11 protein-coding genes and 1 pseudogene are annotated in these 14384 nt (G+C 66.2%); 3 read left to right on the forward strand and 9 right to left on the reverse strand.

The window, feature by feature from the left end; translation table 11 throughout:
- Positions 1 to 40 precede the first annotated feature (40 nt).
- Both metF and AB4Y98_RS15600 read left to right on the forward strand, forming a co-directional pair.
- Positions 41 to 868, forward strand: a complete 828-nt coding sequence (gene metF / locus AB4Y98_RS15595) for a methylenetetrahydrofolate reductase [NAD(P)H] (RefSeq protein ID WP_363729848.1) — start codon at positions 41 to 43, stop codon at positions 866 to 868.
- Positions 869 to 909: 41 nt separating this feature from the next.
- The gene (locus tag AB4Y98_RS15600; RefSeq protein WP_442244651.1) at positions 910 to 1491 is read left to right on the forward strand and encodes a DUF4124 domain-containing protein; all 582 of its coding nucleotides are present in this window, start codon (positions 910 to 912) and stop codon (positions 1489 to 1491) included.
- 117 nt (positions 1492 to 1608) lie between these two features.
- Here the strand turns inward: AB4Y98_RS15600 and AB4Y98_RS15605 are convergent, their stop codons facing one another.
- From AB4Y98_RS15605 to AB4Y98_RS15615, 3 genes are all read right to left on the reverse strand, one after another.
- The gene (locus AB4Y98_RS15605) at positions 1609 to 2562 is read right to left on the reverse strand and encodes a Nudix family hydrolase (protein WP_442244652.1); all 954 of its coding nucleotides are present in this window, start codon (positions 2560 to 2562) and stop codon (positions 1609 to 1611) included.
- Positions 2563 to 2659: 97 nt separating this feature from the next.
- A complete protein-coding gene (gene secA, locus AB4Y98_RS15610) occupies positions 2660 to 5392 on the reverse strand; it encodes a preprotein translocase subunit SecA (RefSeq protein ID WP_442244653.1) in 2733 nt (910 codons plus the stop codon).
- A 339-nt stretch (positions 5393 to 5731) separates the two neighbouring features.
- Positions 5732 to 6685 carry a M23 family metallopeptidase gene (locus tag AB4Y98_RS15615; protein ID WP_108267187.1) on the reverse strand — a complete coding sequence of 318 codons (954 nt, stop codon included), beginning with the start codon at positions 6683 to 6685 and terminating at the stop codon, positions 5732 to 5734.
- Between the two features lie 12 nt (positions 6686 to 6697).
- Here AB4Y98_RS15615 and AB4Y98_RS15620 point away from each other — a divergent pair, with 12 nt between their 5' ends.
- Positions 6698 to 7147 carry a DUF721 domain-containing protein gene (locus AB4Y98_RS15620; protein ID WP_025876573.1) on the forward strand — a complete coding sequence of 150 codons (450 nt, stop codon included), beginning with the start codon at positions 6698 to 6700 and terminating at the stop codon, positions 7145 to 7147.
- Positions 7148 to 7427: 280 nt separating this feature from the next.
- Here the strand turns inward: AB4Y98_RS15620 and lpxC are convergent, their stop codons facing one another.
- The 6 genes and pseudogenes from lpxC to murC all read right to left on the reverse strand — a co-directional run bounded on the left by lpxC (position 7428) and on the right by murC (position 14345).
- The gene (gene lpxC / locus AB4Y98_RS15625; protein ID WP_223494239.1) at positions 7428 to 8339 is read right to left on the reverse strand and encodes a UDP-3-O-acyl-N-acetylglucosamine deacetylase; all 912 of its coding nucleotides are present in this window, start codon (positions 8337 to 8339) and stop codon (positions 7428 to 7430) included.
- 193 nt (positions 8340 to 8532) lie between these two features.
- Positions 8533 to 9768: a cell division protein FtsZ gene (ftsZ, locus tag AB4Y98_RS15630; RefSeq protein WP_025876577.1), complete on the reverse strand. Its 1236-nt coding sequence runs from the start codon at positions 9766 to 9768 to the stop codon at positions 8533 to 8535.
- A gap of 161 nt (positions 9769 to 9929) precedes the next feature.
- Positions 9930 to 11165, reverse strand: a complete 1236-nt coding sequence (ftsA, locus tag AB4Y98_RS15635; RefSeq protein WP_025876580.1) for a cell division protein FtsA — start codon at positions 11163 to 11165, stop codon at positions 9930 to 9932.
- A gap of 68 nt (positions 11166 to 11233) precedes the next feature.
- Positions 11234 to 11911: pseudogene (locus AB4Y98_RS15640) on the reverse strand (cell division protein FtsQ/DivIB); the annotation flags it as partial.
- Positions 11908 to 12912: a D-alanine--D-alanine ligase gene (locus AB4Y98_RS15645; protein ID WP_442244654.1), complete on the reverse strand. Its 1005-nt coding sequence runs from the start codon at positions 12910 to 12912 to the stop codon at positions 11908 to 11910. The gene AB4Y98_RS15645 and the pseudogene AB4Y98_RS15640, both read right to left, overlap by 4 nt.
- Positions 12909 to 14345: a UDP-N-acetylmuramate--L-alanine ligase gene (gene murC, locus AB4Y98_RS15650; protein WP_089238777.1), complete on the reverse strand. Its 1437-nt coding sequence runs from the start codon at positions 14343 to 14345 to the stop codon at positions 12909 to 12911. The genes AB4Y98_RS15645 and murC overlap by 4 nt, the downstream gene beginning before the upstream one ends.
- Positions 14346 to 14384: the final 39 nt, after the last annotated feature.

The following is a 14384-nucleotide window of genomic DNA, read 5'->3' on the forward strand; positions in this document are numbered from 1 at the left end:
AGCGATATACTGATCCGAACCCGACGCCACCGCCCGTGCCATGACCGCCATCAGCTTCGAGTTCTATCCGCCCAAGACCGATGAGCAGCGTAGCCAGCTGGACCGTGCCGCGGACAAGCTGAAGGCGTATGCCCCGGAGTACGTGTCCTGTACCTTCGGCGCTGGCGGCTCGACCCTCAGCTACACCTCCGAGACCGTGCGCCATCTCAACCAGCACCACGGCTTCGAGGCGGCCCCGCATCTGTCCTGCGTGGGTGGCACCCGCCAGGAGATCCGCGAGCTGCTCAAGCTGTACCGTGCCATCGGCTGCCGGCGCCTGGTCGCGCTGCGCGGCGACCTGCCGTCGGGCATGGGCTTCCCCGGCGACATGCGCTACGCCTCCGAACTGATCGCCTTCATCCGCGCCGAACACGGCGATGCCTTCCGCATCGAAGTGGGCGCGTATCCGGAAACGCATCCGCAGGCGCAGGACGCACTGCTCGACCTGAAGCACTTCAAGGCCAAGATCGACGCCGGTGCCGATGCGGCCATCACCCAGTACTTCTTCAATCCCGATGCCTACTTCCACTTCGTCGACGAAGTGCAGCGGCTCGGCGTGCAGGTGCCGATCACCCCGGGCATCATGCCGATCTCCAACTTCAGCCAGCTGCGCCGCTTCTCCGAACAGTGCGGTGCGGAAATTCCGCGCTGGATCAGCCGCAAGATGCAGGCCTACGGTGACGACGCCGAATCGGTGCGCGCCTTCGGCGCCGAAGTGGTGGCCAAGCTGTGCCAGCGCCTGGTCGAAGGAGGCGCACCGGGCCTGCACTTCTATACCTTGAACCTGGCCAAGCCGACGGTCTCGGTACTGAAGCTGCTGCAGGGCTGAAAAGTACGCTGTGTTATCGCAATCGGCGCTACGCTGCGTCGATGAAGCTCGTCCTGTCCCTGCTGCTGGTTCTGTTGCTGCTCGGCGTCTGCGCCGTTGCGCAGGCGCAGTCCACGCGCTTGAACCGATGCACCGATCCGCAGGGACAAAGTGTCTATACCGACCGCCCCTGCGACAGCCTGGGTGCGCAGTCCCGGCGGCCGCCACCAACGCCTTCCGGCAATACCCTGCAACGCGACGGCCTCGGCAGCAGCTGCCCACGTCGGCTGAGCGAACTGGTGCAGGCGCTGCACACGGCGGTCAGCATCGGTGATGTGAACCGGCTCTCTTCGCTGTACCTGTGGGGCGCGGTGTCCGATGCCGGCGCGCAGCGCATCCTTGGCCAGCTGGAATCGGTGGTTCGACGACCGCTGGTGGACGTGGTGCCGGTGTATCCGCGGCAGGATGTCGACGAGGGCGCGGGCCCTGGCGCGCAGGAATTGGAATCGGATACGGCACCTGCACCGACTGCAAGGCGCCCGGTCGGGTTGCGGTTGGAGCAGACCCTGCCGGGCAGCGCGACGCGAGCGGCGACGGTGCTTGGGCTGCGGCGGCAATATGGGTGTTTCTGGATTACGTTGTGAGCGGGGTCTGCTGAACCGCCATCCACGCATGGCGTGGATCTACTGGTCGCTGCGTGACGTGGGTCTGCTCATCCACGCATGGCGTGGATCTACTTGCTTGCGACCCCGTGTATCGCGCTACACCGGCCATAGTCCGCGGATGGCGGCGATACCCTGCCCGCCATGCCGGCGTGCCTCGGCCACATGCTGCGGTGTCATGCCGCCGAGCGCATAGATCGGCAGCGAGACCTGCGCGCGTAGCGCGGCGAAGGCCTCCCACCCCAACGGCATTGCATCGGGATGGCTCGCAGTGGCCTGCACCGGCCCCAGCACGGCGAAGTCGCAGCCCAGCCGCTGTGCGGCCAGCAGCTGTTCAAGGTCATGGCAGGAGGCCGCCACCAGCTGCCCGGCCGGCAGCGGGCGTTCCTGCAGCGACTGCAGCTGCTCGCTGCCCAGGTGCACTCCAACCCCCAGGGTACGCGCCAGTTCGATATCGCGGTTGAGCAGCCACTGCACACCGCGCCGATGTGCGCGTACGGCCTGCTCGATCACGCCCTGACGCTGCGGATGCTCGGCGGGCAAGCGCAGCTGGATGCGTTGCTGCCCCGAAGCCACCGCCTGCTGCAGCTGGCCGTGCCAACGCTGCAGGCCGCCCTCATCGATGTCCGGCGCAGGGGTGATCAGGTAGCAGTCCGGCTGGCGCAGTGCGGCCACCACCGGCAGGTCAGCCGGCGGCATTGAATAACGGACCAGCTTGTCCGGCGTCACCCAGGTGATGGCCTGGCCCTCGCGTCCACGCGGGGCGCCCTTCCAGCTGCGCACGTGGCGCACTTCCAGGGTCAGGTCCTTGTCCGGGTAGCGCTGCGGCACGTCCATGATCCACTCGCCCACCTCGGCCTCGATGCCCAGCTCCTCGTGCAGCTCGCGCACCAGCGCCTGTTCGGAGGTCTCACCGGGCTCGCGCTTGCCGCCCGGGAATTCCCAGAGGCCGGCCATGTCGCGGCTTTCGGTGCGGCGGTTGAGCAGGATACGACCGCGGGCGTCAGTGATGACGGCGGCAACGACGTGGATCGATCGTTTCGGGGAAGGCATGGGGGGAGCATGCCGAAAACCGGGGCACCGGCGCAATCGCCGAACGCTTCAAGGCCCAGAACAGGAAAGCCCCGCTTTCGCGGGGCTCTCCGGGGGGTCAGCTCAGCTGGCCGTGGCAGTGCTTGTACTTCTTGCCGCTGCCGCACGGGCACGGATCGTTGCGACCGATCTTGGGCTCGTCACGCTGCAGCTGCGCCACGCCCTGCTGGGCGGCCTCCACCTGCGCCGCCTCTTCGTCGGCACCGTAGCCGCCAGCGTCCTGGTGCTGGAACTGCGACTGGCTCAGGCGGGCCTCCACCTGCTGGCGCTCGGCTGCTTCCAGTGCCTGCACTTCCTCGTCGCTGCGGATGCGCACGCGGGCCAGCAGGGTCACCACTTCGCGCTTGACGTTCTCCAGCATGTCCGAGAACAGCTCGAAGGCTTCCTTCTTGTATTCCTGCTTCGGCTGCTTCTGCGCATAACCGCGCAGGTAGATGCCCTGGCGCAGATAATCCATGCGCGCCAGGTGTTCCTTCCAGCTCTGGTCGAGCACGGTCAGCATCACGTGCTTCTCCAGTGCGCGCATGGTCTCTTCGCCCACACCCGCTTCCTTCTCGGCGAAGTGCTGGTTGATGCGTTCCTGCACCTTGGCGGTGATGCCTTCGGCGTCCAGTTCCTCGTGCGACTTGACCAGATCGGTCAGCGACATGTCCACGCCGAAGTCCGACTGCAGGGTGGCTTCCAGGCCACGCAGGTCCCACTGCTCGTCCACCGAGTTCGGCGGCACGAAGCGGGCGACGATGTCGAAGATCACGTCGTCGCGGATGCCTTCGACGTTGTCCTTCACCGACTCGGCGTCCAGCAGTTCGTCGCGCTGGGCGTAGATCACCTTGCGCTGGTCGTTGTTGACGTCGTCAAAATCCAGCAGGTTCTTTCGGATGTCGAAGTTGTGGGCCTCGACCTTGCGCTGTGCCTTTTCAATCTGGCGGCTGACAAGGCGGTCCTCGATGACGTCGTCTTCCTTCATGCCCATCATGCGCATGGCCTTCTGCACCCAGTCGGAGGCGAAGATGCGCATCAGGTTGTCTTCCAGCGACAGGTAGAAACGGGACGAACCCGGATCACCCTGGCGGCCCGAACGGCCACGCAGCTGGTTGTCGATACGACGCGATTCGTGGCGTTCGGTGCCGACGATGTGCAGGCCGCCGGCCGCCTTGACCGCGTCATGGCGCTTCTGCCACTCGGCCTTGATCGCGGCCTTCTGTTCGTCGGTCGCGCCTTCGCCCAGCTCGTGGATTTCCGCTTCCAGCGAACCACCCAGCACGATGTCGGTACCACGACCGGCCATGTTGGTGGCGATGGTCACGGCGGCCGGACGACCGGCGTTGGCAACGATGGTCGCTTCGCGGTCGTGCTGCTTGGCGTTGAGCACTTCGTGCTTCACACCCGCCTTGCGCAGGTGCTCGGACAGCATTTCCGAGGTTTCGATCGAGGTGGTACCCACCAGCACCGGCTGCCCACGCTTGGCGCACTCTTCGATGTCGGCCAGCACCGCATTGAACTTGCCCTTGCGGTTGAGGAACACCTGGTCCGGGCTGTCCTTGCGGATGGTCGGGCGGTTGGTCGGGATCACCACCACTTCCAGGCCATAGATGCTCTGGAACTCGAACGCTTCGGTATCGGCCGTACCGGTCATGCCGGACAGCTTCTTGTACATGCGGAACAGGTTCTGGAAGGTGATGCTGGCCAGCGTCTGGTTCTCGCGCTGGACCGGCACGCCTTCCTTCGCTTCCACCGCCTGGTGCAGGCCATCGGACCAGCGGCGGCCGGCCAGGGTACGGCCGGTGAATTCGTCGACGATGACCACTTCGCCATCGCGCACGATGTAGTCCACATCACGCTGGTAGATGGCGTGCGCGCGCAGGGCGGCGTTGAGGTGGTGGACCACGGTCAGGTTCTGCGCCGCGTACAGGCCTTCGGTCTCGGCATCGAGGATGCCCGCTTCCACCAGCAGCTGTTCGGCGTGCTCCATGCCCGCTTCGGACAGGTGCACCTGCTTGCCCTTCTCGTCGACCCAGAAGTCGCCTTCGCCGTCTTCCGCTTCCTGCTTGACCAGGTTCGGCACGATGCGGTTGACGCGGATGTACAGCTCCGGGGAATCGTCGGCCGGGCCGGAGATGATCAGCGGGGTACGCGCTTCGTCGATCAGGATCGAGTCGACTTCGTCGACGATGGCGTAGTGCAGGCCGCGCTGGTAGCGGTCAGCCTTGGACAGCGCCATGTTGTCGCGCAGGTAGTCGAAACCGAATTCGTTGTTGGTGCCGTAGGTGATGTCCGAACCGTAGGCTTCACGCTTGTCGCTGTGCGGCATGCCCGGGTAGACCACGCCCACGCTCAGGCCCAGCCAGTTGTACAGCTTGCCCATCTGCGCGGCATCGCGGCGGGCCAGGTAGTCGTTCACGGTGACCACGTGCACGCCCTTGCCTTCCAGCGCGTTGAGGTACACCGGCAGGGTCGCCACCAGGGTCTTGCCTTCACCGGTGCGCATTTCTGCGATCTTGCCCAGGTGAAGCACCATGCCGCCGATCAGCTGCACGTCGTAGTGGCGCATGCCCAGCACGCGGCGACCGGCCTCGCGGCAGACCGCGAACGCTTCCGGCAACACCTTGTCCAGGGCTTCACCACCGGCGATGCGCTGCTTGAATTCCGGCGTCTTGGCCTGCAGCTGCTCGTCGGAAAGCTTCTCGATCTCCGGCTCCAGCGCATTGATCTTGGCGACGATGCGGTTGAGCTGGCGCAGCTGTCGTTCATTACGACTGCCAAATACGCGGGTAAGCAGGCTGTTGATCATTGAGGGAACCGGGTTGGATGGAAATGCCGCACGGCTCCGGGAAGGATCCGTCCGCCGCAAACGAATCAGGGCGCTTGGCGCCCTGTCGATGGCAACACCCATTGTAGCTTGGGATGGGCCGCTGGGGTTTCAACCCTGTGGCGGCATTGGCATCCGAACATTCCGGTAGTGCCGGCCGCTGGCCGGGTACGCGTCAGCGCATGCGCGCTGGCGCTCCCACGCTTCGCTGCGCGAACCGCGGGCCCCGCTTACCTGGTCTCCACACCCCCGCGCCTACGGCGCTGCCCCCGTACTCCGGGGGCGGTAGTGCCGGCCGCCGGCCGGCACCCCAAAGCGGAATCAGCCGCGGGTGATGCGCCCGACCGGGGTATTGCCGCCATCGCCGAGGAACTTGCGCGGGTTGACCACGTTGCCGTTCTCCCACACCTCGAAGTGCACGTGGGCGCCGGTCGAACGACCGGTGGAACCGGCCTTGGCCACTTCCTGGCCGGCACGGACGAGGTCGCCGACCTTCACCACCAGGCGCGAATTGTGCGCGTAGCGGGTGACGTAACCATTGCCGTGGTCGACATCGACCACGTTGCCGTAGCCGCCCTTGACCCCGGAGAAGCTGACCACGCCGTCGGCCACCGACATCACCGGGTCACCCACGCGGGCGTGGAAGTCCATGCCCTTGTGGGTGGCGGCACCGCGACCGAACGGGTCGGCGCGGGTACCGAAGCCGGACGTGACGTAGCTGTTGCGGATCGGCATGCGCGAGGGCACGGCGTTCTGCTGCAGCTGGTGGTCGAACATCAGCGATTCCATCACCGACAACTGGCGGCCTGAAGCAGCGAAGCGCTGCTCCAGCACCTGTAAGTCGGCGTTGACGTCCTTCACCGGGATGTCGGCGGTCGGGCCGCCGGCATCGCCGTCACCGAGGCCGGGGGTCTCGTTGAAGTCGAATTCGCCGTCTTCCAGCTTGCCCATCTGGGTCAGTCGCTCACCCAGGGCGTTCAAGCGGGTGGCCTGCGCCTGCAGCTCGCCGAGGCGGGCGGCCAGCGCGTTGACCTGGGTCTGCGCATCGCGCTGGACCTTGGCCAGCTCGGCCTCCTGGCGGTCGACCTTGGCCTGCAGGCGCGAATCATTGAGCGCACTGGCGCCAATGCCGCCGGCAAGGCCGATAATGCAACCTGCGCCGAGCACGCTGCCCAGCAGGGCTCGGGGGCGGTCCTCGAAATAGAACCGCAAACGCGTGAGCGCCGATTTGGCCTGTCCTTCACGCGTTTTGATTACGATCTTTTTAAATGCCATCAGTGAGTTTTCATGTCTGAGCCGAAATCCAGCGTTCGTCCCGCATCCAGACCGAAACCGGCCCTGGATGCAGTGATGGCGGACAAAAGCGGGAACCCGCTGCGGCGTGCCCTATGGCTCGACGCGCTGGACCGTCAGTTGCGCCCCCAGTTGCCGCCACCTCTGCGCAGCCGTTGCCGGCTGGCCAATGTGGACGGGGAACACCTCGTTTTTCTCGTCGAGTCCCCGGTCTGGCATGCCAAGTTGCGGCTTGCCGAAGCCCAGTTGCTCGACGCGGCCCGGTCCATCGGGCTGAAGGCCACCAAGGTGACCGTCAAGACTGCGTCTCCCACTCCCACGCGCTCCCCAGCGCTCGACAACCGGAATGGACCCCACGCAGTTTCAGCCGCCACGCACAAAGGGCTACGCGACGCCTTGGCAGCTCTGCAGGACCTTCCTTCGAAACCGAAGCGGGAAACCTGAAAGCAGCGGAGCGTCCTGCTCCACTCCCCGTCGCGCGTGTCACCGCAGCGTGAAACATTTCGGGGGCCGGGTCGCATCCTAGCTGGCCCCGGTGGGCCAGTCGTTAGATTGTTGTTAAAACAACGTTAAATTCAGGCTTCGGATCCAACAGGTTCACAAAACCGTGACCTCGGCCCGGCCGTCGCGTCACCCACTGCGCCAGCGCCTTAACTAAGGTCGGAAACGCAAACGCCGCCCTGGAAGGCGGCGTTTTTGTCTTTCAAATCAATAGCCTGTGGAATCAAGCATAGGCCGGCGTGGCATACACCACGGGGTCCGCAACCGCCGGCGAGTCGTAAGTGACCCATTCCCAAGCGGTAGCATCGGCCATCAATGCCCGTACCAGCTTGTTGTTGAGCGCGTGACCGGACTTGAAGCCCTCGTAGGCACCCAACACCTGGCCGCCGGCCAGATAAAGGTCGCCGATCGCGTCGAGGATCTTGTGGCGCACGAATTCGTCCGCGTAGCGCAGGCCGTCTTCGTTGAGCACGCGGAACTCATCGAGCACGATGGCGTTGTCCATCGAACCACCCAGGCCGAGGTTGCGCTCGCGCATGTATTCCAGGTCGCGCATGAACCCGAAGGTGCGCGCACGGGAAATTTCCTTGGTGTAGGCCATCGTCGAGAACTCGATTTCCTGGCGCGACTGCTTGGCCGGGATCATCGGGTGGTCGAACTGGATGGTGAAGCCCAGCTTGTAACCCTCGTAGGGCGTGAAGCGGGCCATCTTGTCGCCCTCGGTCACTTCCACGGTCTTCAGTACGCGGATGAAGCGCTTGGGCGCGTCCTGTTCCACGATGCCTGCCGACTGCAGCAGAAACACGAACGGGCCGGACGAACCGTCCATGATCGGCAGCTCGGCCGAGGACAGTTCGACGATGATGTTGTCCACACCCAGGCCGGCCAGGGCCGACATCAGGTGTTCGACGGTCTGGATCTTGGCGTCGTTGCAGGTCAAGCCGGTGCACAGCGTCACTTCGGTGACCAGCTCAGCCTTCGCAGGCACTTCCACCACCGGGTCCAAGTCCACGCGCCGGAACACGATGCCATGGTTGACCGGCGCCGGGCGCAGGGTCATGTAGACCTTGTCGCCGCTGTGCAGGCCTACGCCGGTGGCGCGGATCGTGTTCTTGAGGGTGCGTTGCTGGATCATGGGGGGACGGCCGGAAGTGACACATTAGATTAACACGCAGGGTCCCCTACCCCGGCTGAAACGCCGGCAGGACACACCGGCGCGCCGGTAGGACGCGCGTGAAGCAGGGCGGCCGGGCCCATCCTGGCCCGGCGCCCGCGTTTTCAGGACATGGTGGCGCAACCCGGGGGGGACAAGCCCCGGGCAGCGTCGATCAGTCCGCCTGGCGGCGCAGGAACGCCGGGATGTCCAGGTAATCGTTCGGCAGTTCCGCCGCGGCCGGGGCCGAGGAGGCCGGAGCCGACGGGGTGGAAGCTGCAACGCTGTCGCTGCTGGCCCGACGCAGGCCCAGGCCCATGCCGCCGACAGCCTTGGACACCGCATCGCCGCCGTTGTCGAACTCGCCGAACTCCGGCTGGCCGGTGGTGGCGTTGCGGACCAGCTTGATCGGTGCACGCTCGCCCGGACGCTGGGTCTTGCTGGCCGAGACGCGGTTCAGACCCGTGGCAACCACGGTCACGCGCACTTCGTCCTGCATGTCCGGATCGAGCACGGTACCCACCACCACGGTCGCGTCTTCCGAAGCGAAGCCGTCGATGGTGCGGCCGATCTCGTCGAACTCGGCCATGGTGAAGTCGGCACCGGCGGTGATGTTGACCAGGATGCCGTTGGCACCGGCCAGGTTCACATCGTCCAGCAGCGGGTTCTGGATGGCCGACTCGGCTGCGGCCTGCGCGCGATCATCGCCGCGGGCGGTACCGGTGCCCATCATCGCCAGGCCCATTTCGGACATGACGGTGCGCACGTCGGCGAAGTCGACGTTGATCAGGCCCGGACGCACGATCAGGTCGGCGATGCCCTGCACGGCGCCCTGCAGCACGTCGTTGGCGGCACGGAAGGCCTGGATCATGGTCGCGTTGCGACCCAGCACGGTGATCAGCTTCTCGTTGGGGATGGTGATCAGCGAGTCGCAGTGCTGGCTCAGCTCTTCGATGCCCTTCAGCGCGACCTGCATGCGGCGACGGCCTTCGAACGGGAACGGCTTGGTGACCACGGCCACGGTCAGGATGCCCATTTCCTTGGCCAGCTGTGCCACCACCGGCGCAGCGCCGGTACCGGTGCCACCGCCCATGCCCGCGGTGATGAACACCATGTCCGCACCCTGCAGCGCGTCCATGATGCGCTCACGGTCTTCCAGCGCGGCCTGGCGGCCGACTTCCGGATTCGCGCCTGCGCCCAGGCCCTTGGTGACATTGGTACCCAGCTGCAGCTGCAGCTTGGCACCACAATTCTTGATGGCCTGCGAGTCGGTGTTGGCGGTGATGAATTCCACGCCATCCACTGCCGAGTTGACCATGTGTGCCACGGCATTGCCGCCGCCGCCACCCACGCCAACCACCTTGATCACCGCATTGGGTGCCATCTTTTCGATCAGTTCAAAATGCGCCATGTCCGTGTCCTCGTTGTATCCGCTTTCGATTGCATGGGCGTTCGGGCGTCCTGCCTTCGTGCTGCATGCCGTCGTTGCGGCTGTGTGGGTTATGTGTTGCCGGTGTTGCGTCGTGTTGCCGGTGTTGCTGCCGGGCGAGCCCGGGTAGTGCAGGTTCCGCGTCAGAATTCGCCGCGGAACCAGGTCTTCAACTTCTTGAACATGCTTCCGGCGCGGCCAGTCGGCAGAGACGGCCGGCGCGGATGTTCGATCTGGCTGCCCATCAGCAGCAGGCCCACGCCGGTGGCATGCACCGGGTTGCCCACCACTTCGCCCAGCCCGGTGACGTGCTGCGGGATGCCCACGCGTACCGGCATCTGCAGCATTTCCTCGGCCAGTTCGACCACGCCTTCCATCTTCGAGGCACCACCGGTCAGCACCATGCCGGCGCGCACCAGTTCCTCGAAGCCGGAGCGGCGCAGTTCGGCCTGCACCATTTCGAAGATCTCTTCGTAGCGGCCCTGCACTGCCTGCGCCAGCGCGTGGCGCGGCATGCGGCGCGGCGGACGATCACCGACCGACGGCACCTGGATGCTCTCCTCGGCGGTGGCCAGCTGGGCCAGGGCACACGCGTAGCGCACCTTGATCTGCTCCGCTTCCGGGGTCGGCGTGCGCAGCATGTGCGCGATGTCGTTGGTCACGTGGTCGCCGGCGATCGGCAGCGAGGCGGTGTGGCAGATCGCACCCTGCACGAACACCGCGATGTCGGTGGTGCCGGCGCCCATGTCGACCAGCACCACGCCCAGCTCGCGCTCGTCGGCGGTCAGCACCGCCACGCTGGAAGCCAGCGAGGACAGCACCAGGTCGTCCACCTGCAGGCCGCAGCGCTGCACGCACTTGCTGATGTTGGCGGCGGCCGACTGCGCGCACACCACCAGGTGCGCATGCACCTCCAGGCGCACGCCGGTCATGCCGACGGGATTGCGGATACCTTCCTGCGAGTCGTCCAGCACGTACTCGCGCGGGATCGCATGCAGGATCTTCTGGTCGGCCGGAATCGCCACCGCCTTGGCCGCATCGAGCACGCGATCCAGGTCGCCCCAGGTCACTTCGCCGTCGCGGATCGGCACGATGCCGGGCGAGTTCTTGCACTGCACGTGGTTGCCGGAGATGGAGGCATACACCGAGCGGATCTCGCAGCCGGCCATCAGCTCGGCTTCTTCGACCGCGCGCTGGATCGATTGCACGGTCGATTCGATATCCACCACCACGCCGCGCTTGAGGCCGCGCGACTCGTGCGAGCCGATGCCGATCACTTCGATCGGGTTGCCCGGCGAATACTCGCCCACCAGCGCCACCACCTTGGAGGTGCCGATATCCAGGCCGACGATCAGCGATTTGTCACCCTTGCGATTCATGTTCTTTCCTGCGTCCTTCTTGCCGGGGTGCCCGGTGCATTGGCCGGGGCGGCCGGAGTGCCCCAGCTCAGCGTGAAACCATTGGTATATCGGAGGTCGGCGCGCTCGATCGGCGCAGCCTGGTTGGCCAGCTGCGGCAGCACGCGCACGAAGCGCTGCAGGCGCGAACGCGCGTCGTCGCGGCCGACCACCACTTCAGTGCCGTTGCTCAGCAACAGCGACCAGCTGCCGCGGGCGTCCATGGTCAGCCGGCGTACGTCGACGCCAGCCGGCGCGAACAGCGCGCGCGAATCGTTGTAGAGCTTGACCACTTCTTCGGTCTGGCTATCCGGGCCATCCAGCTCGGGCAGCTGCAGGTCGGCCAGCTTCTTCGGCGTGGGGAACAGCTTGCCCTGCTCGGACAGCAGGCGATCTTCGCCCCAGCGCGCGAACGGCTTGTGCTCGACCAGCGTCACTTCCAGCACGTCCGGCCACTGCTTGCGCACCTGCGCGCTTTCCACCCACGGCAGCTTTTCCAGTGCGTCCTGCGCGTCCTGCAGCTTCACCGCGAAGAAACCGGCATGTGCATACGGCAGCAGCACCTGCTGCAACTGCTCCGGCGGCACCCGCTTGAACTCACCGTGCACGCGCAGCTTCGCCAGCGGCCAGCGCTCGGCGCCGACCCAGCCATTGACCACGGCCACCACCGGCAGTGCAACCACCGACAGTGCCAACAGCCAGACAAAGATACGCAGCACCGCGTTCATGCGTGCGATGCCTCCAGGGTCTGTTCCAGCACGCGCCACACCAGCTCCTCGAAGCTGATGCCGGCCTGCCCGGCCGCCTTGGGCACCAGCGAATGGCTGGTCATGCCCGGCGCGGTGTTCACTTCCAGCAGGAAGAAGCGGCCGCTGACGCGGTCACGCATCACGTCGACGCGACCCCAGCCACGGCAACCGGCCGCGCGGAAGGCAGCCAGCGCGATGCGGCGGATCTCGTCTTCGTCATCACCGTCCAGGCCCGGGCACAGGTACTGGGTGTCTTCGGCGATGTACTTGGCGTTGTAGTCATACCACTGGCCCTTGGGCACGATGCGGATCGACGGCAGCGCGACATCGCCCAGGATGGCGACGGTCAGTTCGTCACCGACCACCATCTGTTCCATCAGCAGCTGGCCGTCGTAACGCGCGGCCAGGGCCACGGCTTCGTCCAGGCCGGCGTCGTCGGTGACCCGGCTGATGCCCACGCTGGAACCTTCGTTGGCCGGCTTGACCACCACCGGCAGGCCGAGCTCGGCCGCCAGCGTGTGGACATTCTTTTCGGCCGCTCCCGGCATCCTGCCTCCCGCGGCACTCGTACCTCCGTGTACTTCGCGGTACTGCGGGGTCGGCAGGCCCAGTGACAGCCACACCTGCTTGGTGCGGATCTTGTCCATGCTCAACGCCGAGCCCAGTACGTTGGAGCCGGTGTACGGCACGCCGAAGGCCTCCATCAGGCCCTGCACGATGCCGTCCTCACCACCACCATTGTGGCCGTGCAGGATGTTGAACACGCGATCGATGCCGCCGGCCGCCAGCGCCTTGGCCAGCGCCGGAATGCCATCGATGGCGACGGCGTCGACGCCGCGCGACTGCAGCGCTTCGAGTACGTTGCGGCCCGAATCCAGCGACACTTCGCGTTCGCTGGAGCTGCCACCGAGCAGCACGGCGACGCGGCCGAACACGGCCGGATCGGTGCTGCGCAGCGGCGGGAAGGTCAGCGTGCTCACGCCTCGCCCTCCGCCTTGAAGCCTTCCACTGCAATGTGGCTGGCAACGGCGCCGATGTCGCCGGCCCCCATCATCAGCAGCAGATCACCGTCCTGCAGCACGTCCGGCAGCACGGTGGCGAGTTCGGACGCCTTGCCGACCACCACCGGCTCACTGCGGCCACGCGCACGGATGGCGCGGGCCAGCGCATGCGAATCGGCACCGGCGATCGGCTCTTCACCGGCCGGATAGACCTCGCTCAGCACCAGCGCATCGACGCTCGACAGCACCGCTGCGAACTTGTCGAACTGATCGCGGGTACGGCTGTAGCGGTGCGGCTGGAAGGCCACCACCAGGCGCTTGTCGGCCCAGCCGCCGCGTGCAGCGGCGAACACGGCTTCCAGCTCGCTCGGATGGTGACCGTAGTCGTCGATGATGCGGACCTTTGCACCAGTGGCGGTGGTCACTTCGCCCAGATCGTTGAAGCGGCGACCGACGCCAGCAAAGCTGGCCAGCGCACGCGCGATCGTGTCCGGAGACACCCCCAGCTGCCAACCCACCGCCGCAGCGGCCAGCGCATTGAGCACGTTGTGCTTGCCCGGCAGCGCCAGCACCACTTCCTGGCTGGTGCCCTGCGGCAGGCGCAGGGTGAAGCGCATGCGCGAACCTTCCTGCACCACGTTCTCGGCGCGCACGTCGGCCTGCGGGCTCATGCCGTAGCTCATCACGTGGCGCGGGGTCTTGGCGGCCAGTGCGGCCACTTCCGGGTCGTCGATGCACAGCACCGCAAGGCCGTAGAACGGCAGGCGCTGCAGGAACTCGGCGAACGCCGCCTGCACGCGGGCGAAGTCGTTGCCGTAGTTCTCCAGATGATCGGAATCGATGTTGGTGATGATCGACATCAACGGATTCAGGCGCAGGAAGCTGCCGTCGCTTTCGTCGGCCTCGGCCACCAGCCACTGGCCACCGCCGAGCTTGGCGTTGGCACCCGCCGCCAGCAGCTGGCCACCGATCACGAAGGTCGGGTCCAGCCCACCCTCGCTCAGCACCGCAGCGGTCAGGCTGGTGGTGGTGGTCTTGCCATGGGTACCGGCCACGGCGATGCCGCGGCGGAAGCGCATCAGTTCGGCCAGCATCGCCGCGCGCGGCATGATCGGAATGCGCTGGCTGCGCGCTTCCATCAGCTCCGGGTTGTCTTCGCGGATCGCGCTGGAGACCACCACGCAATCGGTGCCCAGCACGTTGGCAGCGGAATGGCCGCGCATGATGCGCGCGCCCAGGCCGGCCAGGCGACGGGTGGCAGCGTTGTCGGCGTTGTCCGAACCGGACACTTCATAACCCAGCGTCAGCATCACTTCGGCGATGCCGCTCATGCCGGTGCCGCCGATGCCGACGAAATGCACGCGCGGGAACGCGCGCACCAGATCGTTGGTGTCATGCAGGCGGCGGATCATGCGCGGCCTCGCGCAGGGCAGGCGCTGGAGCGTGCCTTC

It is taken from the genome of Stenotrophomonas sp. 2YAF26, assembly GCF_052114625.1.
Lineage (GTDB): Bacteria > Pseudomonadota > Gammaproteobacteria > Xanthomonadales > Xanthomonadaceae > Stenotrophomonas > Stenotrophomonas indicatrix.

Excerpts from the sequence above, each read along its gene's own strand:
- murC (WP_089238777.1), bottom strand. The coding sequence starts at position 14,345 with ATGATCCGCCGCCTGCATGACACCAACGATCTGGTGCGCGCGTTCCCG.
- secA (WP_442244653.1), bottom strand. The coding sequence starts at position 5,392 with ATGATCAACAGCCTGCTTACCCGCGTATTTGGCAGTCGTAATGAACGA.
- ftsA (WP_025876580.1), bottom strand. The coding sequence starts at position 11,165 with ATGAATCGCAAGGGTGACAAATCGCTGATCGTCGGCCTGGATATCGGC.
- AB4Y98_RS15620 (WP_025876573.1), top strand. The coding sequence starts at position 6,698 with ATGTCTGAGCCGAAATCCAGCGTTCGTCCCGCATCCAGACCGAAACCG.
- metF (WP_363729848.1), top strand. The coding sequence starts at position 41 with ATGACCGCCATCAGCTTCGAGTTCTATCCGCCCAAGACCGATGAGCAG.
- AB4Y98_RS15615 (WP_108267187.1), bottom strand. The coding sequence starts at position 6,685 with ATGGCATTTAAAAAGATCGTAATCAAAACGCGTGAAGGACAGGCCAAA.
- ftsZ (WP_025876577.1), bottom strand. The coding sequence starts at position 9,768 with ATGGCGCATTTTGAACTGATCGAAAAGATGGCACCCAATGCGGTGATC.
- AB4Y98_RS15600 (WP_442244651.1), top strand. The coding sequence starts at position 910 with ATGAAGCTCGTCCTGTCCCTGCTGCTGGTTCTGTTGCTGCTCGGCGTC.
- lpxC (WP_223494239.1), bottom strand. The coding sequence starts at position 8,339 with ATGATCCAGCAACGCACCCTCAAGAACACGATCCGCGCCACCGGCGTA.
- AB4Y98_RS15605 (WP_442244652.1), bottom strand. The coding sequence starts at position 2,562 with ATGCCTTCCCCGAAACGATCGATCCACGTCGTTGCCGCCGTCATCACT.